Source organism: Roseitranquillus sediminis, from assembly GCF_016918935.1.
GTDB classification, from domain to species: domain Bacteria; phylum Pseudomonadota; class Alphaproteobacteria; order Rhodobacterales; family Rhodobacteraceae; genus Roseitranquillus; species Roseitranquillus sediminis.
Window position 1 is genome coordinate 114536 of record NZ_JAFFOB010000014.1, and the last position, 22754, is coordinate 137289.

A 22754-nucleotide genomic window follows, 5' to 3' on the forward strand; every position below is an offset into this window, starting at 1 on the left:
TCCATCAAGGATCTGCGCAACGAGACCTGGGTGCTGGTCGCCGATGGCGAGAAGGCGCTTTTCCTGGTGAACGACGGGGACGAGGAATACCCGGTCCTGACCGTTCGCCGGAAGGAAGAGCACGAAAACCCGCCGACGCACGAGCAGGGCGCCAACCGCCCAGGACGGTTCAGTGACGGCCCCGAGCGTGCCGGGATCGCTGGTGCCGAAGGACACGCCCAGCGTTCGACAGTCGAGCCGACGGACTGGCACGAGCTGGAGAAGGAGCGTTTCGCGGACGAAATTGCGGACATCCTCTACAAGCGGGCACACGAAGGCGCCTTTAAGCGCATAGTGCTCGTCGCGCCGCCGCGCGTCCTGGGGGAGCTACGGAACAAAATGCACCAGGAGGTAGCGCAGCGCGTCGTAGGGGAGGTCGACAAGACGCTTACAAACCACCCGATCGACAAGATTCAGGAGATCCTGAAGGCCGAGATCGACCACGCCGCCTGACGACACGTCGCCGGGAACCCTGCGGGAGCGCGATCTACCGCGCTCCCGCCGTGCACGCTGTTTCCAGCGTTGCATTCTCTGCCTATAGCGGCATGAGCGATCAGGGCGAGAGGGCAACGGCATGTCAGAGGCCGCCAAAGGCGTGGCCGCCATGGTCGGCGTCTGTCTGATCTGGGGCCTCTCGCCAATATTCTATGCTCAGGTCAAGCACGTGCCGCCGCTCGAGGTGTTGGCGCACCGCACCATCTGGTCTCTTGCCTTCTTCGGCGCATGGATGGTGCTGAGAAAGCGGATGGACGAGGTGGCTCGCATAGCTGCGCGCCCGCGCACGCTGGCGGTGTGCGGCGCGGCGGCTATCGTGATCTCGATCAACTGGTTCTTCTTTATCTATGCCACGCAGGTCGACCGCGTGACGGAGTCCAGCCTCGGCTACTACATCTTCCCGCTAGTGGCCGTCCTCCTGGGGCGCTTCGTGCTTCGGGAGAAGCTTGGCCGGCGGCAATGGATCGCGGTCGGCATGGCTGCCGCCGCCGTGACGGTCCTGGCCGTTGGATTGGGAGCGCCGCCCTGGATCAGCCTTGGGCTCGCGTTCAGCTTCGGCCTCTATGGCCTTTTGAAGCGGCAGGTAGCGGCGGGTCCGGTCCTGTCGGTGACAGTGGAGGTTGCGCTTCTCGCGCCCTTGGCGGTGGGGTATCTGGCGCTCGCTGGCAGCGGGGAAATGGGGGAAATACGGACGTCACTGTTCCTGATCCTTTCCGGTCCGCTGACTGCGATCCCGCTGGTGCTCTTCAGCTATGCGGCCCGGCGGGTGCGAATGGCGACCGTCGGACTCATCCAGTACCTCAATCCGACGGTTCAATTCGCTGTCGCGATGAGCTTCTTCGGTGAGGCGCTGACGGTCTGGCACGCGGTGGCGTTTCCGGCGATCTGGGCCGCACTCGCGCTCTACTCCATCGAGAGCCTGCGCGAGGAACGTCTGGTGCGCCGCGCCGCCGCGCTCGCTGCCGCACCCGGCACCGGCGCAACCTGAGACCTCCACGCGGCGCGCAAACCTGGAACAGCGTGCCTCCTTCCACGACGGGTCTTTTTTGACCGCTTGACGCGTTCTCGCTATGGTCTTCTGAGGGAGCGACGTCGCACCGGGTGCGGCGCGCTTGCCGCAGGAGCGTCGGCTACATGAAGGCGATCGGGATCACTCTGCTGGCGGCTGCGACGCTGCTTGGCGGCGGGTTCGTACTGGTTCAGGAGTTCCGTCACGGCCCTAGTTCATCGGAGGCCAGTCAGCCGGCGACGCTGCTAGCGGCACCCGAAGCGTCCGCGGCCGTCTTGCCGCAAGCGGCGCCCGAAGCGTTTGTCGACTTTGCACCGCCAGCGGCGCTGTCCTTGGACCCCGGGCCGCCACAATTCGACATCGTGCGGATCGAGGCGGATGGGCATGCCGTCGTCGCAGGCCGCGCCGGACCCGGCGCCGCAGTTGAGATCCTGCTCGACGGCCACGTCATCGCACGCGGAGACGCCGACGTCGGGGGGCACTTCGCGCAGGTGGTCGCGATAGACCACGCGCCGCATCCCCGCCTCATGTCGTTGCGCAGCACCGAGCCGTCGGGACAGATCCTGACGAACGAGGCGACCGTCATCGTCGCGCCGTCGGCGGAGGCGTTGCGCTCCCAACCGCTCGCAGCGGAGGCTGGCGCGCAGGCGAATGTCGGGGGAACAGCACCGACCGTCCTGCTGGAGCAGCCCAAGGTCCGGGCGCAAGTATCCCCCGAGACACCAGCGCTGACCGCCTTGGACGGTAACGGCCCCCTGCCGGAAGCCCGCAGGCCCTCGACCTCGACCGCCGGCCTCATCGTCGCACCGCAGCCAGCGCCGCGTGCCGAGCCTGCATCGCCGGCGGCAGACACAGGGAGCCCGGCGCCTGATGCGCCGGCGGTGCTGCTTGCGAACGAGGAGGGTGTGCGCGTTCTGCAATCCGGCGGCAACGCGCCCTCGGTGGAGAGCGTTGTGCTCGACAGCATCGCCTACGACCGCAACGGCGGTGTCGCGCTCGGCGGCCGCAGTTCCGCCGCGGGCCGGCTGGTTCGTGTCTATGTCGACGACCGCGCCGTCGGCACCGCCGAGGTCGGAGTAGACCGCCAGTGGCGGCTCCCGCTGCCCGCGGTCCAGACGGGGGTGCACACGCTCAGGATCGACGAGATCGGCGCGGACGGCACCGTCGTCTCGCGCGTCGAGACGCCTTTCCGGCGCGAGGACCCCGACCAACTCGCCTCGCTGGACGCGCAGGGTTCCAGCGGCGCGCTCGTGCGGCTCGTGACCGTGCAACCGGGCAATACCCTCTGGGGCATCGCCTCGACCCGCTACGGCGAAGGCATCCTCTACGTCCGCGTCTTCGAGGCAAACCGCGATCGCATCCGCGACCCCGACCTGATCTATCCGGGTCAGGTCTTCAGCCTGCCCGATTGAGCCTGCGGCTGGCCATCCCTTCGACTGCAGCTTAAGTCGGGCGGGTGAGCGACGAGGAACTGGACAGGACGGAACGGCAGGCGAGCGGCCTGGCCACCATGCGGCGCGTCGCGCCCTACCTCTGGCCCGACGGAATGGGCTGGGTGAAGCGGCGCGTCGTGCTGTCGATGGTGGCGCTGCTGATCTCCAAGCTGATCGCGGTGGCGACCCCGTTCCTCTACAAGGGCGCGGTGGACTCGCTCTCCGGCGAGGCGTCGGGTTCTGCGTGGATGCTGGCGGTGGGGGCGATCGGCCTGACCGTTGCCTACGGAGTGGCGCGGCTGCTGAACGTCGGCTTCCAGCAGCTCCGTGACGTCCTCTTCGCCGCCGTGGGCCAGCGGGCGCTGCGGCAACTGGCGCTGGAGACCTTCAACCACATCCACCGGCTGAGCCTCAGCTACCACCTCACGCGCCGGACTGGCGGGCTGAGCCGGATCATCGAGCGCGGCGTCAAGGGCGTCGAATTCCTGTTGCGCTTCATGTTGCTGTCGGTCGGGCCGCTGATCCTCGAGCTCGTGCTGACAGCCGCGATTCTCGCCTTCGTCTTCGATCTGCGATACCTCTTGGTCCTGACCGTGACGGTCGCGCTCTACGTCGCCTTCACGTTCAAGGTGACAGAGTGGCGCGTGAAAATCCGCCGTCAGATGAACGCGCAGGACACGGACGCCAATCAGAAGGCGATCGACAGCCTGTTGAACTTCGAGACGGTCAAGTACTTCGGTGCCGAACGGCGCGAGGCGGAGCGCTATGACGGCGCCATGGCGGGCTACGAGCGGGCGGCGGTGCTGACGAGCTACAGCCTCGCCTTCCTCAACTTCGGACAGTCGCTGCTGATCACGGCCGGCCTGGTGATCGTGATGGTGATGGCGGCCATGGGGGTGCAGTCGGGGGCGCTGACGGTCGGCGACTTCGTCATGGTCAACGCCTACATGATCCAGATCACGATGCCGCTGAACTTCCTCGGCACCGTCTATCGCGAGATCCGGCAGGCACTCGTCGACATGGCGGAGATGTTCGGCCTGCTGGAGCAGCCGCAGGAGGTGGTCGACCGGCGTGGAGCCCGGCCGCTCGAGGTGCGGGCGGGCGAGGTCGTGTTCGACGACGTCCGTTTCGGCTACGTGGCTGCGCGCCCGATCCTGAAGGGGGTCTCCCTGCGGGTGGGTCCGGGACAGACGGTGGCCATCGTGGGGCCGACCGGGTCGGGCAAGTCGACCATAGGGCGGCTGCTCTTCCGGTTCTACGACGTCTCCGGCGGTGCGCTGCGGATCGATGGGCAGGATGTCCGCGACGTGACGCAGGACAGCCTGCACGACGCAATCGGCGTCGTGCCGCAGGACACGGTGCTCTTCAACGACACGATCTACTACAACATCGCCTATGGCCGTCCGGATGCCGCGCGCGAAGAGGTCGAGTCGGCGGCTCGGGCGGCCAAGATCCACGATTTCATCGTGCGCCTGCCCTCAGGTTATGACACGCAGGTGGGTGAGCGCGGACTGAAGCTGAGCGGCGGGGAAAAGCAGCGGGTCGGCATTGCGCGCACACTGCTCAAGAACCCGCCGATCCTGCTGCTGGATGAAGCGACAAGCGCCCTCGACAGCGAGACGGAGCGCGAAATCCAGAACGAGCTGCGGGCAATGGGCCGCGGGCGCAGCGTCATCACCATCGCGCACCGGCTCTCGACGGTGGTCGATGCGGATCAGATAGTGGTGCTGCAGGAGGGGCGCATCTGCGAGCGCGGCCACCACGAGGAACTTCTCGCCCGTGGCGGACGCTACGCCGCGATGTGGCAGCGGCAGGCGGCGGAGGAGAAGGCGGCCTGAGGAGGCCGCCAGTCCTGCAGATTATCTCGTCAGAATGCCGGCGCCTGCGCCGACCGCTGCGCCCGCCACCGGCTCACCCGCCACGGCTTCACCGACGCCAGCGCCAATCAAACCACCTGTGGCACCACGTTCGAGTGCCGTGTCGCCACAGCCCGCGACGGCGCCGCCAATGGCCAGACCGATAATCCAGAGTTTCGTACGCATCATAGCACTCTCCCATACCTTATTGTTCCCGAACCAACGGGAACGGAACGACAATCGTTCCAAACGGCGCGGGCGCGTGAGCCGCGTCTCTTCCTAAGCTGCGGCCGGCGCCGCTGCGCTTTCGATCAAGACGCGTCAGACGAAATTCCCGTCTGACTGTTGCCAGGGCTTCACCAAGTTGCCGAAGCGCGTGAAACGCCCCTCGAAACTGAGGTCGACGCTTCCGATCGGGCCGTGGCGCTGCTTGCCGATGATGACCTCGGCGCGGCCGTGCAGGCGCTCCATCCGCTCCTGCCACTTCGCCATCTCGTCGAGCTTGTCGTCTGAGGGTTTCTCGCGCTCGGCATAGTATTCCTCGCGGAAGACGAACATCACGACATCGGCGTCCTGCTCGATCGAGCCCGACTCGCGCAGGTCTGAGAGCTGCGGGCGCTTGTCTTCGCGGCTCTCGACCTGACGGCTGAGCTGGCTCAGCGCCACGACCGGCACGTCGAGCTCCTTGGCAATGGCCTTCAAGCCTTGCGTGATCTCCGAGACCTCGTTGACGCGGCTGTCCTTGGCGCTGCCGGGGCGGACGAGCTGGAGGTAGTCGACGATCAGCACGTCGAGACCGTGCTCGCGCTTCAGCCGCCGGGCGCGGGCGGCGAGCTGGCCGATGGGCAGCGCGGGCGTGTCGTCGATGTAGAGCGGGCATGCCTCGAGCTGCTTGGCGGCCTCGACGAAGCGGCGGAACTCCACTCCGGTCATGTCGCCGCGACGGATCTGCTCCGAAGGCACTTCGGCCGCTTCGGAGAGGATCCGGGCGGCGAGCTGCTCGGCGGACATCTCGAGCGAGAAGAAACCGACGACGCCGCCGTCCACGGCACCCGGCGATCCGTCCGGCAGCGTGCCGCGGCGATACGCCTTGGCCACGTTAAAAGCGATGTTCGTCGCGAGCGATGTCTTGCCCATGGACGGACGTCCCGCGAGGATCAGCAGGTCCGACCGGTGAAGGCCGCCCAGCTTCTTGTCCATGTCGACGAGGCCGGTGGAGAGGCCGGCCAGTCCGCCGTCGCGCATGTAGGCCGCGTTCGCGACCTGCACCGCATCCTTCACCGCGCTCAGGAACGAGCGGAAGCCGCGCACCGCGCCGCCCGACTCGGCCAGCTTGTAGAGCGCCTGCTCGGCCTCGACGATCTGCGACTGCGGCTCGCTCTCGGCGGTGACCTCGGCCGCTCGGGCGGAGATGTCGCGCCCGATCCCCATGAGGCTGCGGCGGATGGCGAGGTCGCGGATCATCTGCGCGTAGTCACGCGCCGCGAACGAGGCGATGGCCGCGCTGGCGAGGCGCAGGAGGTAGGCCGGGCCGCCGAGTTCCTTGAGCCCTTCGTCGGCCTCGAGGAACGGCTTGAGTGTGACTGGCGAGGCCAGCGCGTTCTTGGTTATGCGCGCCTCGGCCGTCTCCCAGATGCGGGCGTGGACGGGGTCGTAGAAGTGCCGGGCCGAGATCAGGTTCGCGACGCGATCGTAGACGTCGTTGTCCGTCAGGATCGCGCCGAGCAACTGCTGCTCGGCCTCGATGTTGTGGGGCAACGCTGCGGCCCCGTCCTCTGCCTGTCTGCCCTCGACGCGGGAGATCTCGTTCATCTCGGTCCCCTTCGGTGCGTCACGAATACGTCACGCTGGCCGGATTCGGCAAAATGTATGTTTTCGGTGGACAGCCTGTGTGTGGGCTGTTGATGACTCCGATCTGGCCGGCAGATCAATCTGTTGCCGCGCTTTCTTGCGCCTTCTGCCAGCCTCTTGGATCGTCGAGGAAGGCGCGCACTCCCGCCAGCGTCTCGGCGTCGAACGCCTGCCGCGCCTCGGCTTCGACCAGCACGTCGCGCCAGGTGCAGAGCGCGTGCAGGGTGACGCCATGCTCGCCAAGCACGCGCGGTGTTTCGGGAAAGATGCCGTAGGAGAAGATGACGGCGGTGTGGGCGCATGTCGCGCCAGTCTCGCGAATCGCGTCGACGAAGGAGAGCTTCGAGCCGCCGTCGGTGGCGAGGTCCTCGACCAGCAGCACCCGCTGGCCCGGCTCCATCACGCCCTCGATCCTCGCGTTGCGGCCATAGCCCTTGGGTTTCTTGCGGACGTAGGCCATCGGCAGCGCCAGCCGCTCCGCGATCAGCGCGGCAAATGGGATGCCGGCCGTTTCGCCCCCCGCGATGACGTCGAACGCCTCATAGCCCGCATCGCGCAGAATGGTGGCGGCGAGGAAGTCCATGAGCGCCGCGCGGACGCGGGGAAAGCCGATGAGGCGGCGGCAATCGATGTAGGTCGGCGCGCGCAGGCCGCTGGCGAAAGTGAAGGGTTCTGCCGCGTTGAAGTTCACGGCGCCGACCTCGAGCAGCATGGCGGCGGAGAGGCGGGCGGTCTCTGCCCGGTCGGGACAGCTTGTAGGGATCATCGCGGGGCTCCTTCGGAGGGCGGATCGGGTTCGGGCGCTCTACCGCTCGACCTGCCAGGCGAGCGGCCGGCCGGTATCGAAGACGGTGATCGAGCCCTGCGCCGTCTCCACCGCCGGCGGTACGGGGGCCTCCGCGCGGCGCAGGGTGATCATGTCCTCGTTCGGCGGCAGGCGATAGAAGGCGGGGCCGTTGAGCGAGACGAACGCCTCCAGCCGGTCGAGCGCGTCCTCTTCATCGAAGACCTGCGCAACGAGCGGCAGCGCGACGGGGGCAGTGTAGCAGCCGGCGCAGCCGCAGGCGCTCTCCTTCGCCGCGTCGACGTGGGGTGCGCTGTCGGTGCCAAGAAAGAAGCGCGCATCGCCCGAGGTGGCGGCGGCCCTGAGCGCGAGGCGGTGACGCTCGCGCTTTACGATCGGCAGGCAGTAGTAGTGCGGGCGGATCCCGCCCGCGAGCATGTGCGTGCGGTTGATGACCAGGTGGTGAGCGGTAATCGTGGCGCCGAGGTGCCGCTCCGCCGCGCGGACGTAGTCCACTGCGTCGGCGGTCGTCACGTGCTCCATCACGATGCGAAGCTCCGGCAGCCTACGGCGCAGCGGGTCAAGCACGCGGTCGATGAACACAGCCTCGCGGTCGAAGATGTCGATCGCGGCGTCCGTCACCTCTCCATGCACGCAGAGCGGCAGGTTCACCTGCGCCATCGTCTCGAGCACCCGCATCACCCGGTCCATGTCGCGCACGCCCGAGGCGGAGTTCGTCGTGGCGCCGGCCGGGTAGAGCTTGACCGCCTTGACGAGGCCGATCTCGGCCGCGGCGCGCACGTCCTTCGGCTGCGTCTCCTCGGTGAGGTAGAGGGTCATCAGCGGCTGGAAGCGCGACCCCTGCGACTTCGCCGAGAGGATCCGGTCGCGGTAGTCGGCGGCGTCGGCGGCGGTCACCACCGGCGGCACGAGGTTGGGCATGATGATGGCGCGGGCGAAGTCCCGCTCGGTGTGCGGCAGGACGGCCTTCAGCACGGCGCCGTCGCGCAGGTGCAGGTGCCAGTCGTCAGGGCGGCGGATGGTCAGCGTGTCGGTCACGAGGCGGGGCGTAGCGCATCGCCGTGCGGCGAACCAGCCTGTCGTTCGGTCGCCGCCGCAAATCGTCGGCCACTCCGGGATTGCCGCGGTGGCGGGCGCTTCCTAGCATCGCACGCGATGACCTCGAGGAGCTTCTGGAATGTCTAGCCTGTCCGTCGCGCTGTGCCCGTCAACCACGGAAGGCACGCAATACGGCGCGAGCCGGGCGAATGACTGAGGCGGCGCAGGGTGACGTGGCGCGTATGGCGCGGGCGTTCCTCGTGGCGGCGCGGGCGCATATCGGCCAGACGCGCAAGGGCAAAGCGGGCATCCCCTACATCAACCATCCGGCCGAGGTCGCGGAGCTGGTGGCCTGGGCCGGTGGGGATGTTGACACGGTCGTCGCCGCGGTGCTGCACGACGTGGTCGAGGATAGCGAGACGACTGTCGCAGAGATCGCCGAAGCCTTCGGGCCGCAGGTCGCCCGCCTGGTCGAGGCGATGACGAACCCGCCCGAGTGGGAGGAATTGCCGAAGATCGAGATGAAGTTGCGACAGGCGCAGCACATGGGACAGGCGTCGGCGGAGGCGCGGATGATCAAGATCGCCGACCAGACGTCGAACCTGCGCGACATCGCGCGGGAGCCCGAGGCGTGGGAGCCGATGGCGGCCGAGCGATATCTGGAGGGGGCGGGCCGCGTCGTCGATGCCTGTCGGGGCACCAGCGCAGCACTGGAGGCGGCCTTCGACGAGGCCATGGCGATCGCGCGCCAGCGGCTTGGCGGCACCCTTGCATGACTCGGATCATGCGGCGGGCGCGGTGGCGCAGCCTCAGAAAAGGCTGACGAGGCCTGCCGCCATCGTTCCGGCAATGCCAAAGCCGAAGAGGACGAAGAGCCCGTCGTTGGCCATAAGACCGACGGCGAAAAGCGCGACCGCGAGCGCAGCGACCGATGACAGCATCGGCACGATCTCCATTGCCGGAAACAGCACGGCAAGCGAGACGCAGGTGGCGAGGGTGATCAGGCTGGCCGGGCGCGAGGTGAGGGGGGAGAGGCGGGGCCGAATCGCGCACTCCGCCCACCGGACGGGCGGGCGCAGGAAGCCCACCGCCCTCGTCATTCGACGCTGAGCCACGCTTCGCCGCGTGACGATTCTCGGAAGCCAGAGCGTCCGGCGCCCCATCATCATCTGGGCCGCGATCAGCAGGATCACGAGGCCGGTGAACGTCGGCGCCCCAGGGATCGAAGAGAGCGGCGAGACAAGCAACAGCGCCGGCACCAGAAGCAGCGACGCGAGCGAGCGTTCCCCCAGTCTAGCGGCAATCTCGCCGATCGTCACGCGGGCCTCACCCTCGTCCCGTTCGAGTTGGTCGAGGATCTCGGAGAGCGCACCGTCGCGGTTGCCATCATGCATGTCACGGTTGAACATTGCCTGACGCAACGGCGGGCTGAGAGGTTTGTTCCGCAGTCCGTCGCAAGCTTCACATCCCCGGCTATGGTTGTTGATCCCGAGCCGATTTTTCACCCCTTCAGGCGCGTGGCGGGGCCGAAGGAATGGTGATGCGGGTCTGCTTCAGCACGTGACCCGCTGCGTCGATTGTCAGCCGGACGCGGCGTCCGCCATGAACAAAGGTCACGCGGTGACGCCCTGCGTCCTCACCCTCGCCGCGCTCCGTGATCGTGGTTATCCGCCCGTCGGCCATCAGGCGCCGCACCTCGGCGGGGGCGAGATCGAGCAGCCGCGCCAGGTCGACAGCATCGATCGTGAATCCAGCGTCGGTCGTCTCGAGCTTCATGGAAATGTTCCTCGCGCGGCCTCTGTCCGACCGTTCGCGCCAAACCGCGGCCAGGTCCAGAGGGGGATCAGTCGGCGCTTGGATACTCCTGCTGCCGCAGACGTCGGCCAGATGGGCGGCATTGCACGCAGACGTCCGCAGCGTCGAGGCGAGCGCATCCGGCACCGTCTTGAGGTCGACGTAGTTCGTCGTCTGTATTGCCTCGCCGGCCCAGCAGATCCCGCCATTCGCCGGGATGGTGAAACCGACATCGTCCAGCGCCTAAAAGCATGCGGCCTGACAGGCGTGGGCTCCATCCTCGTTACCCAACACGGCGACGAGTGTGACCTTGCCGGCGGCGGGCATCCTTTGCGGTCGTCGACCTCGCCGAGGAAGGCATCCAGCCGCACCAACACCCGCGCCACCCGCCAGGCTCACGTCGCTACTCGAATAGACTGCCGACGATGTAGGCAATGGCCGCCGCCGCGCCACCGATCAGCAGCGTCTCGGTCGCTGAGACCCACCACGGCGTCAGGGACCAGCGGCTCTTGAGCGCTCCGATGCACGCGAAGACGGAACCGGTGGCAAGGATGGACCAGAGGAACGGGTCCGGCAGGCCCAGAAGGAACGGCGCCAGCGGAACGAGGCCCGCCGCGAGAAAGGCCACGAACGTGGCCAGCGCGGCGCGGAGCGGGTCGGGGTCGACCGGCGAGAGGCCGTAGCCCTCGACAAGCATCATCTCTACCCACTTGTCGCGATGCGCCGCAATCGCCTCGGTCGCGCTCTCCAGCGTTTCCCCGGAAAGACCCTTTCCCCTCAGGATCTCGCGCAGATCGTCCCGCTCGCTGGCGGGTGCGGCGTCGATGCGCCGCTCCTCCAGCGCCCGCAGGCGGCGAAGCTCGTCGAGGTCGGCTTTCGTGGCGGAGTAGTCGCCTGCCGCCATCGAGAAGCCGTCCGCCAGCACGTTCGCGATGCCGAGGGCGATGATGACCCGCGTCTCGAGGCCGGCGCCTTCGACGCCCGCGACAATGGCGAAGGTGGTGACGGCTCCGTCGATGCCGCCGTAGACGAAGTCGCGCAGGTGGCTCCCATGGCCCGAACGGACAAGCCGTCCCGCAACCTCGTCACGCCCCACCTTGCGGCGAGCGCGGCCGAATGCGCGGAGCAGCGTGAGTATCACCTGCGCCGCTCCCGCTCCGAGGCGCTCTTCGGATTGTCGATGTGGGCGGGTAGGGCACCGCCCTGCGGCTCAGCGGCGACGGTCGCGGCGCGAGCTCATCGGCTGGAAGGCGACGCCGACATGCGCCTCGCAGTAGGGCTTGCCTTGCTGTGCTGCGAGACCGCAGAACCAGAAGTCGTCGGTTGCGGGGTCGCCTATCGGCCACTTGCAGGTGCGCTCGGTCAACTCCATCAGGCTGATACGGCGCGCGGTCTTCTCAACCTCGCGCACCGAAGCCAGCGCCTCTGGGCTGATCTCGTTCGCGCTCGGCTGGGGCGGCAGGGGCTGTCCGGCGGGGACAATGGGTTTTCGCATCGGGGTTGGGGCGGCTGGCGCCGTCTCCTTCGCTTCGGGGGCCGGCTGCGGCTCGGGCTGCGGGGCGGCAAGTTCCTCGGCGGGTTCCTCGTCTGCAGTCGCCTTGGTCGGCATGCCGCCAATACGGTTGGAAAGGCCCAGCCTGTGGACCTTGCCGATCACCGCGTTACGGGTGACGTTGCCCAGCTCCTTCGCGATCTGACTGGCCGACTGGCCCTCGTTCCACATCCGCTTGAGTGTCTCGACACGCTCATCGGTCCAGGACATCGGAGAACCCCCTCTCGGGCACGGCGCCCGTCGTCTTGCGTTTCAAGCCGTCTAGTCTAGTCATTCGGCCGGCCGAAACAAGGTCGCCGCGAATCGGAAGGGCAGACATGGCCGACACCACCACCATGGGCGTGCGCCGCTTCGGGCGCTGGAACTGGACCGGCACCTGGACGCTAGTCGAGCGCGAGGTGCGCCGCTTCATGGCCGTCTGGACGCAGACGCTCGCCGCGCCGCTTATCACTGCCGGACTTTTCCTCGCCGTCTTCGCGCTGGCGATCGGGCCGAGCCGCGGGCCGGTGATGGGCGTGCCTTTCCTCCATTTCCTGGTGCCTGGCATCCTGATGATGACGGTGATCCAGAATGCCTTCGCCAACACCTCGTCCTCGATCCTGGTGGCAAAGGTGCAGGGCAACATCGTCGACACGCTGATGCCGCCGCTGTCGCCGGTGGAGCTGGTAATCGGCTATGTCGCGGGCGGCATAGGGCGAGGGCTCTTTGTCGGCGTCGCGATCTGGGTCGTGGTGGCGGTCTTCATGGGGATCGAGGTCCAGCACCCGTTCCTGGCGCTGGTCTTCGTGATTCTGGGCAGTGCGTTTCTCGGGGGGCTCGGAATCGTAGCGGCAATTTTTGCCAACAAGTTCGACCAGATGGCGGCGATCACAAACTTTGTCGTCACGCCGCTGTCGTTCCTGTCGGGTACCTTCTACTCGATTGAGCGGCTGCCGGGCTGGCTGCAGACGCTAACCCACCTCAACCCGGTCTTCTACCTGATCGACGGGGTGCGCTACGGCGTTATCGGGCGGTCCGACTCGTCGCCGTGGCTCGGTCTCGTGGTCTGCCTCGCCTCCACGGCAGCGGTGCTCTGGCTCTGCTGGTACTGGTTCAAGCGCGGCTACCGCATGAAGCCCTGAACTCCCGCGACATTGACAATGTCGCTCGCGCGCGGCCCAAATCGGTTCCAATTGCCAGAGGAGGCGTCCATGATCCCGTCCATCCTGCCGACCTACAACCGAGCACCGCTCTCCTTCGTCAGGGGCGAGGGCAGCTGGCTGGTCGAGGCGGACGGCAGCCGATATCTCGACCTCGGCGCGGGCATCGCGGTCAACGCGCTCGGCCACGCGCATCCGGCGCTGGTCGAGGCGGTGACGCGGCAGGCGCAGGCGCTCTGGCACGTCTCGAACCTCTACGAGATCCCGCAGCAGCGCGAGCTTGCCGACCGACTGGTAGATGCCACCTTCGCCGACACGGTCTTCTTCACGAACTCGGGGACCGAGGCCTGCGAGCTCGCCGTAAAGATGGCGCGCAAGTACTGGTACGAGGCGGGCGAGGAGCGGCACGAGATCGTGACGTTCGCCGGCGCGTTCCACGGCCGCTCGACCGCCGCGATCGCCGCGGCGGGATCGGAAAAGATGACCAAGGGCTTTGGCCCGCTGATGCCGGGCTTCGTGAACGTGCCGTGGGGTGACCACCACGGCACGCGCGCCGCGATCACCGACCGCACGGCCGCCGTCCTGATCGAGCCGATCCAGGGCGAAGGCGGCATCCGCCAGGTGCCCGACCAGTGCCTGAAGGGTCTGCGCGAGCTCTGCGACGATACCGGCGCGCTCATGATCTTCGACGAGGTGCAGTGCGGAATGGGCCGGACCGGTCGCCTCTTCGCACACGAATGGGCGGGGGTGACTCCGGACATCATGATGATCGCCAAGGGCATCGGCGGCGGGTTCCCTCTTGGCGCCGTGCTGGCGACCGAACGGGCGGCGCGGGGAATGACCGCGGGCACCCATGGCTCGACCTACGGCGGCAACCCGCTCGCCTGCGCCGTGGGCTCGGCGTTGATGGACATCGTCTCGGATCCCGACTTCCTCGCCGACGTGCTCCGCAAGGCCGGTCTCTTCCGCCAGCGGCTCGAAGGCCTCGTCGCGGCGCACCCCGACGTTTTCGAGGAGGTGCGCGGCAGCGGGCTGATGCTGGGACTCAAGTGCCGTGCGCCGGTGGCAGAGGTCGTCAGTGCCGCGCGCGACGCGCACCTGCTGCTGGTGCCCGCGGCCGAAAATACCGCGCGGATCCTGCCGCCACTCAACATCAGCGAAGAGGACATCGGCCAGGCGCTGGAGCGGCTTGACCGGACCGCGACCACGGTCAAGGCCGATGCCGCCGCCTGAATACCACCTCAAATTTCCGGCGCTCGCGGACGTGGGCCTTGGTCGCTGCCGGAATGCGCCCCGCGTCCCCCGCCAGTGGCCGGCTTGCGACATCGGAGAGGTCGAGGCGGACCGCCTGCTCGAAGCCAAGTGGGCTGCACGTGATGATCGGCCCGAAACGGCACCTGCCCTGCGGACATGCCATCTGCCAGCGCACCGATGCGCTCATGGGCGAGGGCCGGCCATGGTCCCGATCCTCTCCTTCGCGCGGCAGAGTGCGCGCATACCAGTGACCGCCTGAAAGGAGCGAGGATGCCGCACTTCCTCGACATCGACACCACCGAGACCGAGGCGCTGCGCGCAATGATCGACGCAGCGCGCGCCATGAAAGACCGTCGGAACGGCCGTCCGAAGGGTGCGCCGGACGACGAGCAGTCGCTCGCGGGGCGGATGGTCGCGCTGATCTTCGAGAAGCCTTCGACCCGCACCCGCGTCAGCTTCGACGTCGGCGTGCGGCAGATGGGTGGCGAGACGATGGTGCTCTCCGGCGCCGACATGCAGCTCGGGCACGGCGAAACGATCGCTGACACCGCCCGCGTTCTGAGCCGCTACGTCGACCTCATCATGATCCGCACATTCGAGGCCGCGACGCTTCAGGAGATGGCCGACCATGCAACGGTGCCGGTCATCAACGGCCTGACGGACCGCAGCCATCCCTGCCAGATCATGGCCGACGTCATGACCTACGAGGAGCATCGCGGTCCCATCCGGGGCAAACGCGCCGTCTGGACGGGGGATGGCAACAACGTCTGCGCCTCGTGGCTGCATGCCGCCGGTCAGTTCGGCTTCGACATGACGTTCAGCGGACCGCAGCAGCTCGATCCCGGACGCGAATTCGTCGACTTCGCGCGCGGCAAGGGCAGCGACATCCGAATTGAGCGCGACCCGGCCCGGGCGGTTGAAGGCGCCGACATCGTCATTGCCGACACCTGGATCAGCATGCACGACGCGCAATCCGCGCGCGAGCGCCGGCACAACCTCCTGCGGCCCTATCAGGTGGACGAGCGGCTCATGGGACGGGCTGCGCCGGATGCTGTCTTCATGCACTGCCTGCCAGCCCATCGGGGCGAGGAGGTGACGAGCGCAGTGATGGATGGGCCCCACTCGGTCGTCTTCGACGAGGCCGAGAATCGGCTCCATGCCCAGAAGGCGATCCTGCGCTGGTGCCTCGGCACCTGAAGAGGCCGTTCCGTCTCAGGGTGCGCCGGTCGTCGTTGTTTGCGCAGTGCCGGGCTGCCGGCCTGGTCGCGCAGGGATCGGGTGCAGCGGGTGGTCGCGGTTCCACTTGAGCTCGAGCGCGGACTCGAACTGCCGCATGAAGAGGTGGGCGCGCTCGGGTGTAATCTCCCGGCCCTCCTCGATGTCGTTGCGCAAATCGGTCACCTTCTTGTTGAACTCGTCGAGCGTCGGCTGAACCGTCACCTTTCCGGCGATGTAAGTCACTTGGCTGAGGCCAAGGACCGCGAGGATGCCGGCCGGAATGCTCAATTCGCCCAGCGAGTAAAGCGACATGATGACGAAGGCGGGCGCAACCAGCAGCGTGAAGCAGAGCGCTTGAAAGCGATAGACGTCGAACTCGCCCTGCGTGCTGACGAGCTGGTACCAGCGCGGCCGCGAGTCGGTCACCTGAGGGAAGGCGTCGAGCTGATACTTCAGCCAAGCCCAATTCTCCCAGTCGAGGCGGTTCTTGTTCACGTCGGCGAGTTTACCCGCAACGCCCCCCGCCGCCGAGATCCCGAGGAGGTAGAGCACGTCCTCGCTGAGGTCGCTGAGCTGGCGAGTGCGGCCGAAGACGTAGGCGACCGAAATGAATACCACCGAGAAGAACACGAAGATCTGGAAGTGGCTAAGGCTGATCCGGTTGCGGTAGTCGACGAAGAGCGCCTTGACGCCGCGGACGTAGTTGCTGCGGTCGCCGGTGATGCCGAGCAGCTCCTCCTTGCGCTTGCCAAGGACGCGCGCCGAGGCGGCCGCGATCGCCACCGCGCCGAGCAGTGCAGCGCCAGCCACCATCACGCCCATCCAGACGGTCGAGACGGAGCGCTCGCCGGTGGCGAAAGTGACCAGCTCGTCGGGCAGCGGCATGAGCTGTGCCGCCCGCAGGGCCGTCTCGGGGTCGTCTGTCTCTTCCTTCAGCGCGTCGAGGTCGCCGAGGGGCCGGCAGCCGACGATGACGAAGGAAACCGGCGCCACGAAGGTCGGCCGGTGCGGTTCGGGCAGCTCGAGGCCGACCCGGATGGCGGTACGGCCCGCCGAGGTGTCGTGGGCGACAGTGGCGATCTGCATCTCGACCGGAGGACCGTCCGTGCCCTGACGTGCCGCGAAGACCCGATAAGTCAGCCGCTCCTGAGGCACGGTGTTGACGACGAGGTCCATCGGGTGGCCCAGCGGAAACACCCCTTCGGGCCACGACACGCTGGCCGGGGTCGCGTTGGTGCTGAGCAGACGCAAGAACTCGGCGCGGGACATCTCACCGCGGCAGAACGCCGAGGCCGATTGCGCGAATACGGTGGCGAGCGAGAGGACGAGGCAAAGGATACGAGGTCGCATGATGCGATTTCCAATGACGTAGGGTCAATCAATGAGGCGACCGTAGCAGAACGGTGCCATTCGATCGACGCGTTTTGCGTCGAAGAAAGCGTCAGCCGCGCGGCTTCGCCCGCAGGGTAGGCTGGGCGGCGGTCGGGTCGTCGGGCCACGGGTGGCGCGGATAGCGGCCGCGCATGTCCTTGCGGACGTCGACATAGCTGCCGGACCAGAAGCCGGGCAGGTCCGTCGTCGTCTGCAAGGGACGGCCTGCCGGAGAGAGCAGCGTGATGCGCAGCGGACGGCCCGCGACTACCGGGTGCGACGTGACCCCGAACATCTCCTGCAGCCGCACGGCGACCTCGGGCGCCTCGCCCGAATAATCGATCGCGACCGAGCGGCCGGTGGGCGTACCGTAATGCGAAGGCGCAGCCTGGTCGAGTGCTTGCCGGGCCGGCCAGTCGAGCATCGCCTCCAGCGCCGGCGTCAGATCGAAGGCCTGCCACGCCGCAGCCGTGCGGACTCCGGAGAGGTGCGGCGCCAGCCACTCCTCCAGCCGGTCGGTCAGCGCCTCGTCGGAAACGTCAGGCAGGTCATGTCCCTCGGCACTGGCGAGGGCGATGCGGGCGCGCAGGCGGCGGGCGGTCGCGCTCCAGCCGAGGCCGAGTGTGCGGACGCCCTGCAGCATCGCAGCCGTCACCGCCTCGTCGGGCGCGTCGCGCCACGGCCGCTCGACGAGGACGAGCGCACCGAAACGCTCCCGCTCCACGGCCAGCACGCGGCCCTCGCGGCGCGACCATTCGCAGATCCGCTCGGTGTGGATCCGGTCCGGGAAGAGATCGCGCAGTTCGGATTCGATTAAAACGGCGGCCTGCCGGATGCGCGCCTCGCGCGGATGGCCGTCCGTTTCGGCAACCGCCAGCATTGGCAGGTGGGCGAGCGGGTCGTCGGGCGGCAGCGCGGCGCCCTTGCCCCCCGACAGCAGGTAGCGCGGAGCGTCGCCCGGGCGGCGCAGCGCGACACGGTCGGGGTAGGCGAGCGCCACCATCGCCCCCAAAGAAAGTGCGGCATCCACCTGCGGCAACGCACGCGCCAGCCGGCGCGCCTGGGTGCGCGCGGCGCGATACCCCTCCTCCCCACGCTGCAGAGCCGCGAGGCGGGCGACGAGGTCGGTCGGCGCGCCGGGCGGGGGTGGCTCGGAAAGCAGCGCCGCAACGGACGCCGCGGCGTCTCCGGCAACGGTGGCCATGTGCGCGAGCCGGGGGTGCAGCGGCAATTCGGCGGCGCGACGGCCGTGCTCCGTGGGCGCGCCATCCGTCTCAATCATTCCGAGTTCGAGGAGCAGTGCCTGCGCCTCGGCCAGCGCAGCCGCCGGCGGTTGCGTGAGGAGAGCGAGAGCTGTCCCGTCCCGCGCGCCCCAGAGCGCGAGGTCGAGCGCCGGCCGCGCAAGGTCGGCGACCGCGATCTCGGGCGGCGGAAAGCGCGCCAGCGCCCCTTCCTCGCCCCGTGTCCAGAGGCGATAGCAGGTGCCGGGCGCCACTCGACCCGCCCGGCCGCGCCGCTGGTCCGCCTCGGCGAGCGTGACGCGCTCGGTCACGAGGCGCGCCATGCCCGAGGCCGCATCGTGCCGCTGCCGCCGGGCGAGGCCGCAGTCGACGACGACGCGCACGTCTTCGATGGTCAGCGACGTCTCGGCGATGGAGGTCGCCAGCACCACCTTGCGCGCCTCCCGGTCCGGCCGAATCGCGGCGCGCTGCACGGCCGGCGGCAACGCGCCGTAGAGCGGGCGGACGGCGCAGCCCGGCAGATCGCCGAGGCGCATGGCTGTAAGGCGGATCTCGCCCGCGCCGGGCAGGAACGCCAGCACCCCGCCCTCGGTCTCGGAGAGCGCGCGGCGGATCAGGTCGGCCGCCGCGTCCTCGAGACGGCGCTCGCGGGGCAGGGGGCGGTCGAGCCAGATCGTCTCGACCGGATAGGCGCGCCCTTCCGCCGTGATGACCGGCGCGGCGTCGAGCATTGCCGCGACCGGCGCGGCGTCGAGCGTGGCGGACATGACGAGGAGCTTGAGGTCGTCCCGCAGCGCGCCCCGCACCTCCCAAGCCAGCGCAAGGCCAAGGTCGGCGTTGAGCGAGCGCTCGTGGAACTCGTCGAAGATCAGCATGCCGATGCCGTCGAGACCGGGGTCGGCGAGCAGCATCCGCGTCAGGACGCCCTCGGTCACCACGTCGATCCGCGTCTCGCGCGAGACCTTCGTCGCGCCGCGCATCCGGTAGCCGACCGTGCGCCCGACCGGCTCACCCAGCATTTCGGCCATACGCTCGGCGGCGGCTCGTGCGGCGAGGCGGCGCGGCTCCAGCATGACGATGCGGCCCGGCGAGAGGCTAGCGTGGTGGATGGCGAGGGGCACGAGGGTCGTCTTGCCCGCGCCCGGCGGCGCCTGCAGCACCGCGCGACCCGCGCGGGCAAGCGCGGACAGGAACTCCGGCAGCGCGTCCTCGACGGGCAGGCGGGTCACGGGCAATTCCTCCGCTGGCCCGTCGGGAGTGGCTCAGCCTCGGCCGGCAGTCAACGCCGGCTCAGCGCCGGACCATGACGCCGGTGCCGAAGAGCGTGTCCATCTCCACCCGCTCGATGCGCCAGAGGCCGCCGGGCACAGGTCGGTAGGTCACGCGGAACGGAAAGCGCGACTTCTCCCTCATTTCCCGATCGCTGAAGCCCGCCACACGGCGATACTCGCCGGTGCAGAGGATGGCGCCGTCCTGCCGTTGTGGCTCGCCGAGGCCGATCCAGCTGCGCCGCGCGCCGTCGAACATGGGCGCGGCGAAGCCGCAGGCCTCATCCTGAGGAACGGTGCGCAGGAGCGCCCAGATTGCGGTCATCGGGTCCACGGTGCCGCCTTGCCCCGACGGGTCCAGGTCGTCTTCGTCGGGCTCGCGCGGCGGCGAGTACCGCTTGAGCTGCGGAACGCCGCTGCGGTACTCCATGACGGCCGAGCTCTGCCGGCGGCTGGTATCGGTTGTTTCGCGATAGGTAGCAGGCACATAGCGCCCGCCGACGATCCGCCCGCTGACCGCAGCGTCGTAGCGCACCCGCCGCAACAGCCCCAGCAGGCCACGGGACTCCAGCTTGCCGCTCGCGGCGTAGGTGCCTCCGGCCTCCTCGCCCGCGAATGCGAGCGTTCCAGCCTTTAGGCCGCGGATGTAAACGTCGAACGTGCCCTGCGACGGCGCCGCGGCCGCGAGGCCCGGCAGAAGCGTGAGCAGGATCAGTATGATGCGCATCGGCGGCTCCGGGTCGGTGGCACGGCCTAGACATAGGCTGGCCGCAACGGGCAAGACACCCGCAGCCGGCCGATCCGGCATGACGATGACGTGTGCGGGGGCGGCATGGAGACCGAGGAACTGGCCGAGCGGGTGCGGGCGGGGGACCGCCGGGCGCTGGCGCGGGCGATCACGTTGATCGAGAGCGGTCGCACGGACCACCGCCGCGCCGCGACCCGGCTGCTGGAGCGGGTCGGGACTGACCGGCAGGCGCTGCGCATCGGCCTCTCGGGCACGCCCGGCGTCGGCAAGTCCACCTTCATCGAGGCCTTCGGGACCATGCTCACGTCGCGCGGCATGCGGGTGGCGGTGCTGGCGGTGGATCCGTCCTCGGCGCGGTCGGGCGGCTCGATCCTCGGCGACAAGACGCGGATGGAACGGCTGGCGCGCGAGCCGCTGGCCTTCATCCGCCCCTCGCCGGCGCAGGCGGAATTGGGCGGCGTCGCGCGGCGCACACGCGACGCGGTGGCGCTTTGCGAGGCGGCGGCCTTCGACGTGGTGATGATCGAGACGGTGGGCGTCGGGCAGTCCGAGACGCTGGTCGCCGGCATGTCCGACGTGTTCGTGCTGCTGATGGCACCGGCCGGCGGCGACGAGCTGCAGGGCGTGAAGCGCGGCATCATGGAGACCTGCGACCTGATCCTGGTCAACAAGGCCGACGGCGACCTCGCCGCGGCGGCCGAGCGGACGCGGGCCGACTATGCCGGTGCGCTGCGGCTGCTGCGGCGGCGCGAGGGCGACCCGGAGGGCATTCCCGCGGCGCTGACTGTCTCCGCGCTGCAGGAGGAGCGGCTGGACGAGGCGTGGGAGCGCGTCCGACGGCTCGGTGACTGGCGGCGGGAGCACTCGCACTGGGACCGGCGGCGGGCGGAGCAGGCGCGCAGATGGTTCGAGGACGAGGTTCGTCAAGGCCTGCTGGCGCGACTCTCGGCCGATCCCGCAACGGCCGAGGCTCTGTCGCGGCTGGGCGCTGAGGTCGAGGCGGGCCGCCGGACGCCTGGAGCGGCGGCGGCCGAGGTGCTGGATGCGCTGCCGCCCTTGTCGCTTGACGCGGGCGGCGACGGGGACTAAGAGCCGCGGACGGATTTCCGGGCGCTGCCGTGGCGGTGCCCTTTCTCATTGGCGGACCCGCCGTCCGGGCGGTTTCGACCCACAAGACGAGGATGAGCACATGTCGCGCCGCTGCGAACTGACCGGCAAGGGGCCGATGGTCGGCAACAACGTCAGCCATGCCAACAACAAGACCAAGCGTCGCTTTCTGCCGAACCTCAACGACGTCTCGCTGATGTCCGAGGCGCTGGGCCGGACGTTCAGCCTGAAGGTGTCGGCCTCGGCACTGCGCACGGTTGATCATCGCGGCGGTCTCGACAGCTATCTGCTCAGCACGCGTGACGGGGAGCTGTCGGACACGGCGCTCAAGATCAAGCGCGACGTGCAGAAGGCCGTGGCTACGGCCTGAGGTGCGGACGATGCTGCGCGCGTCGCTCACCGCACTGGTGCTTTGTGCCGGAACGGCGGCAGCGGCCGAGATGCGGGTAGAGGATGCGGCGTCGCGCATCGCGACTCCCGCTGCCCAAGCCGGCGCCCTCTACATGCGCATCTTCAACGAGACCGGCCAAGACGACCGGCTACTGGCGGCGCGCAGCGATGCGGCGGCCGAGACGCAGCTGCACGTGTCGGCCCAGGACGCTGGCGGGGTGATGCGCATGACGCCCGTCGAGGACGGCCTCCCCGTCGCAGCGGGCGAGGTCCTGACGCTCGAGTCCGGCGGCGCGCACGTCATGCTCATGGGGCTGGAGCGGCCGCTGCCGGAGACGGCTGCGGTCACGCTGATCTTTGAGCGGGCCGGCGAGGTTCGGCTCGATGTGCCACTGACGGTGGGGATGAGCGACGGGCACGCCGGCCACTGAAGCTCAGCCGTGGCGAGAGCCTCCCAGAAACTCTTCCACCCACGCCGGCACGACCTGGCTGGCGGGACCGTACCGCGTCTCACCGAACGCGCGCGCGACCTCTGACGGCTCCTTGTTGAGTTCCAGCGTGTGCGCGCCGGCCATCGCCGCTTCCTCTACGAAGGCGGAGGCGGGGTAGACGTTGCCCGATGTGCCGATCGCCACGAAGATGTCGCAACGCGCCAGAAGCGCCTCGATCTCCGGCATGTGGTACGGCATCTCGCCAAACCACACGACGTCCGGCCGTCCCGCGCCAGCGGCGCAGGAGGGGCAAGCCTCTCCCGGCGCCATCGTCTCTGCCGCGTCCCATCTGTGACCGCATGCGCCGCAGAGCGCGCCGTCCAGCCGCCCGTGCATGTGCAGGACGCGGCGCGACCCCGCCCGCTCGTGCAGGTCGTCCACGTTCTGCGTGACCAAGGTGACTTCGGGACCCCGCGCTTCGAGGCGCGCCAGAGCGTGATGAGCCGCGTTCGGCTGCGCTGCCCGCGCCGACACACGTCGGGCGTTGTAGAACTCATGCACCAGCGCCGGATCGCGGGCGAAGCCCTCGGGCGTGGCGACGTCCACGAGGTCGTACCGGGACCAGACGCCGCCAGCGTCGCGGAAGGTGCCGAGGCCGCTCTCGGCCGAGATCCCCGCGCCGGTCAGGATGACAATCCGACGCGCCCTCACGGGA

At 68.7% G+C, this 22754-nt stretch carries 22 protein-coding genes; 11 read left to right on the forward strand and 11 right to left on the reverse strand.

Annotation, left to right across the window (positions count from 1 at the left end; all coding sequences use genetic code 11):
* The first annotated feature begins 3 nt into the window (after positions 1 to 3).
* The 4 genes from JM664_RS07385 to JM664_RS07400 all read left to right on the forward strand — a co-directional run bounded on the left by JM664_RS07385 (position 4) and on the right by JM664_RS07400 (position 4814).
* Entirely contained in the window at positions 4 to 492 is a 489-nt protein-coding gene (locus tag JM664_RS07385) for a baeRF12 domain-containing protein (RefSeq protein ID WP_227419411.1), read from the forward strand.
* Positions 493 to 613: 121 nt separating this feature from the next.
* Positions 614 to 1522: an EamA family transporter RarD gene (rarD, locus tag JM664_RS07390; protein WP_227419279.1), complete on the forward strand. Its 909-nt coding sequence runs from the start codon at positions 614 to 616 to the stop codon at positions 1520 to 1522.
* Between the two features lie 146 nt (positions 1523 to 1668).
* The gene (locus tag JM664_RS07395; protein ID WP_227419280.1) at positions 1669 to 2955 is read left to right on the forward strand and encodes a LysM peptidoglycan-binding domain-containing protein; all 1287 of its coding nucleotides are present in this window, start codon (positions 1669 to 1671) and stop codon (positions 2953 to 2955) included.
* A 98-nt stretch (positions 2956 to 3053) separates the two neighbouring features.
* Positions 3054 to 4814 carry an ABCB family ABC transporter ATP-binding protein/permease gene (locus JM664_RS07400; protein ID WP_227419412.1) on the forward strand — a complete coding sequence of 587 codons (1761 nt, stop codon included), beginning with the start codon at positions 3054 to 3056 and terminating at the stop codon, positions 4812 to 4814.
* Between the two features lie 339 nt (positions 4815 to 5153).
* On the opposite strand, the gene JM664_RS07405 is transcribed toward JM664_RS07400, so the two are convergent.
* The 3 genes from JM664_RS07405 to pyrC form a co-directional block, all read right to left on the reverse strand.
* Positions 5154 to 6644, reverse strand: coding sequence for a replicative DNA helicase (locus tag JM664_RS07405; RefSeq protein WP_227419281.1), 1491 nt, complete (start codon positions 6642 to 6644; stop codon positions 5154 to 5156).
* Between the two features lie 115 nt (positions 6645 to 6759).
* Entirely contained in the window at positions 6760 to 7449 is a 690-nt protein-coding gene (locus JM664_RS07410; RefSeq protein ID WP_227419282.1) for an orotate phosphoribosyltransferase, read from the reverse strand.
* A gap of 39 nt (positions 7450 to 7488) precedes the next feature.
* Positions 7489 to 8526 (reverse strand): dihydroorotase, encoded by a 1038-nt coding sequence (gene pyrC, locus JM664_RS07415; RefSeq protein WP_227419283.1) that lies wholly within the window; start codon positions 8524 to 8526, stop codon positions 7489 to 7491.
* A gap of 209 nt (positions 8527 to 8735) precedes the next feature.
* On the opposite strand from pyrC, the gene JM664_RS07420 reads away from it, so the two are divergent.
* Positions 8736 to 9302 carry an HD domain-containing protein gene (locus JM664_RS07420; RefSeq protein WP_227419284.1) on the forward strand — a complete coding sequence of 189 codons (567 nt, stop codon included), beginning with the start codon at positions 8736 to 8738 and terminating at the stop codon, positions 9300 to 9302.
* 33 nt (positions 9303 to 9335) lie between these two features.
* On the opposite strand, the gene JM664_RS07425 is transcribed toward JM664_RS07420, so the two are convergent.
* The 4 genes from JM664_RS07425 to JM664_RS07440 form a co-directional block, all read right to left on the reverse strand.
* A complete protein-coding gene (locus JM664_RS07425; RefSeq protein WP_227419285.1) occupies positions 9336 to 9935 on the reverse strand; it encodes an exopolysaccharide biosynthesis protein in 600 nt (199 codons plus the stop codon).
* Positions 9936 to 10035: 100 nt separating this feature from the next.
* A complete protein-coding gene (locus JM664_RS07430; protein ID WP_227419286.1) occupies positions 10036 to 10302 on the reverse strand; it encodes a DUF6522 family protein in 267 nt (88 codons plus the stop codon).
* Positions 10303 to 10723: 421 nt separating this feature from the next.
* A complete protein-coding gene (locus JM664_RS07435; RefSeq protein ID WP_406675777.1) occupies positions 10724 to 11461 on the reverse strand; it encodes a VIT1/CCC1 transporter family protein in 738 nt (245 codons plus the stop codon).
* Between the two features lie 69 nt (positions 11462 to 11530).
* A complete protein-coding gene (locus JM664_RS07440; protein ID WP_227419287.1) occupies positions 11531 to 12082 on the reverse strand; it encodes a GcrA family cell cycle regulator in 552 nt (183 codons plus the stop codon).
* A gap of 107 nt (positions 12083 to 12189) precedes the next feature.
* Between JM664_RS07440 and JM664_RS07445 the strand changes: the two genes are divergently transcribed.
* The 3 genes from JM664_RS07445 to argF all read left to right on the forward strand — a co-directional run bounded on the left by JM664_RS07445 (position 12190) and on the right by argF (position 15462).
* A complete protein-coding gene (locus JM664_RS07445; RefSeq protein ID WP_227419288.1) occupies positions 12190 to 12993 on the forward strand; it encodes an ABC transporter permease in 804 nt (267 codons plus the stop codon).
* 69 nt (positions 12994 to 13062) lie between these two features.
* Positions 13063 to 14244: an aspartate aminotransferase family protein gene (locus JM664_RS07450; RefSeq protein WP_227419289.1), complete on the forward strand. Its 1182-nt coding sequence runs from the start codon at positions 13063 to 13065 to the stop codon at positions 14242 to 14244.
* 291 nt (positions 14245 to 14535) lie between these two features.
* Entirely contained in the window at positions 14536 to 15462 is a 927-nt protein-coding gene (gene argF / locus JM664_RS07455; protein WP_227419290.1) for an ornithine carbamoyltransferase, read from the forward strand.
* Between the two features lie 15 nt (positions 15463 to 15477).
* Here argF and JM664_RS07460 read toward each other — a convergent pair whose 3' ends face one another.
* The 3 genes from JM664_RS07460 to JM664_RS07470 all read right to left on the reverse strand — a co-directional run bounded on the left by JM664_RS07460 (position 15478) and on the right by JM664_RS07470 (position 20090).
* Positions 15478 to 16833 carry a hypothetical protein gene (locus JM664_RS07460; RefSeq protein ID WP_227419291.1) on the reverse strand — a complete coding sequence of 452 codons (1356 nt, stop codon included), beginning with the start codon at positions 16831 to 16833 and terminating at the stop codon, positions 15478 to 15480.
* A 91-nt stretch (positions 16834 to 16924) separates the two neighbouring features.
* Positions 16925 to 19324 (reverse strand): ATP-dependent helicase HrpB, encoded by a 2400-nt coding sequence (gene hrpB, locus JM664_RS07465; protein WP_227419292.1) that lies wholly within the window; start codon positions 19322 to 19324, stop codon positions 16925 to 16927.
* Between the two features lie 61 nt (positions 19325 to 19385).
* Positions 19386 to 20090 carry a DUF3108 domain-containing protein gene (locus JM664_RS07470; RefSeq protein WP_227419293.1) on the reverse strand — a complete coding sequence of 235 codons (705 nt, stop codon included), beginning with the start codon at positions 20088 to 20090 and terminating at the stop codon, positions 19386 to 19388.
* 105 nt (positions 20091 to 20195) lie between these two features.
* Between JM664_RS07470 and meaB the strand changes: the two genes are divergently transcribed.
* The 3 genes from meaB (at position 20196) to JM664_RS07485 (ending at position 22039) form a co-directional block, all read left to right on the forward strand.
* The gene (gene meaB / locus JM664_RS07475) at positions 20196 to 21200 is read left to right on the forward strand and encodes a methylmalonyl Co-A mutase-associated GTPase MeaB (protein WP_227419294.1); all 1005 of its coding nucleotides are present in this window, start codon (positions 20196 to 20198) and stop codon (positions 21198 to 21200) included.
* Between the two features lie 100 nt (positions 21201 to 21300).
* Complete coding sequence (gene rpmB, locus JM664_RS07480) at positions 21301 to 21588, forward strand: 50S ribosomal protein L28 (RefSeq protein WP_227419295.1); 288 nt, start codon at positions 21301 to 21303, stop codon at positions 21586 to 21588.
* 10 nt (positions 21589 to 21598) lie between these two features.
* On the forward strand, positions 21599 to 22039 hold the full coding sequence (locus JM664_RS07485) for a copper chaperone PCu(A)C (protein WP_227419296.1): 441 nt from the start codon (positions 21599 to 21601) through the stop codon (positions 22037 to 22039).
* Positions 22040 to 22042: 3 nt separating this feature from the next.
* Here the strand turns inward: JM664_RS07485 and JM664_RS07490 are convergent, their stop codons facing one another.
* Positions 22043 to 22750: an NAD-dependent deacylase gene (locus tag JM664_RS07490; protein ID WP_227419297.1), complete on the reverse strand. Its 708-nt coding sequence runs from the start codon at positions 22748 to 22750 to the stop codon at positions 22043 to 22045.
* Positions 22751 to 22754: the final 4 nt, after the last annotated feature.

Bases quoted from the DNA above. Each gene is read 5' to 3' on its own strand.
- JM664_RS07460 (WP_227419291.1), bottom strand. From the start codon at position 16,833: ATGCGACCTCGTATCCTTTGCCTCGTCCTCTCGCTCGCCACCGTATTC.
- rarD (WP_227419279.1), top strand. From the start codon at position 614: ATGTCAGAGGCCGCCAAAGGCGTGGCCGCCATGGTCGGCGTCTGTCTG.
- JM664_RS07470 (WP_227419293.1), bottom strand. From the start codon at position 20,090: ATGCGCATCATACTGATCCTGCTCACGCTTCTGCCGGGCCTCGCGGCC.
- JM664_RS07445 (WP_227419288.1), top strand. From the start codon at position 12,190: ATGGCCGACACCACCACCATGGGCGTGCGCCGCTTCGGGCGCTGGAAC.
- JM664_RS07405 (WP_227419281.1), bottom strand. From the start codon at position 6,644: ATGAACGAGATCTCCCGCGTCGAGGGCAGACAGGCAGAGGACGGGGCC.
- JM664_RS07440 (WP_227419287.1), bottom strand. From the start codon at position 12,082: ATGTCCTGGACCGATGAGCGTGTCGAGACACTCAAGCGGATGTGGAAC.
- JM664_RS07410 (WP_227419282.1), bottom strand. From the start codon at position 7,449: ATGATCCCTACAAGCTGTCCCGACCGGGCAGAGACCGCCCGCCTCTCC.
- JM664_RS07395 (WP_227419280.1), top strand. From the start codon at position 1,669: ATGAAGGCGATCGGGATCACTCTGCTGGCGGCTGCGACGCTGCTTGGC.
- argF (WP_227419290.1), top strand. From the start codon at position 14,536: ATGCCGCACTTCCTCGACATCGACACCACCGAGACCGAGGCGCTGCGC.
- JM664_RS07430 (WP_227419286.1), bottom strand. From the start codon at position 10,302: ATGAAGCTCGAGACGACCGACGCTGGATTCACGATCGATGCTGTCGAC.
- JM664_RS07450 (WP_227419289.1), top strand. From the start codon at position 13,063: ATGATCCCGTCCATCCTGCCGACCTACAACCGAGCACCGCTCTCCTTC.
- JM664_RS07485 (WP_227419296.1), top strand. From the start codon at position 21,599: ATGCTGCGCGCGTCGCTCACCGCACTGGTGCTTTGTGCCGGAACGGCG.
- rpmB (WP_227419295.1), top strand. From the start codon at position 21,301: ATGTCGCGCCGCTGCGAACTGACCGGCAAGGGGCCGATGGTCGGCAAC.
- JM664_RS07400 (WP_227419412.1), top strand. From the start codon at position 3,054: ATGCGGCGCGTCGCGCCCTACCTCTGGCCCGACGGAATGGGCTGGGTG.
- meaB (WP_227419294.1), top strand. From the start codon at position 20,196: ATGGAGACCGAGGAACTGGCCGAGCGGGTGCGGGCGGGGGACCGCCGG.
- JM664_RS07425 (WP_227419285.1), bottom strand. From the start codon at position 9,935: ATGTTCAACCGTGACATGCATGATGGCAACCGCGACGGTGCGCTCTCC.
- JM664_RS07420 (WP_227419284.1), top strand. From the start codon at position 8,736: ATGACTGAGGCGGCGCAGGGTGACGTGGCGCGTATGGCGCGGGCGTTC.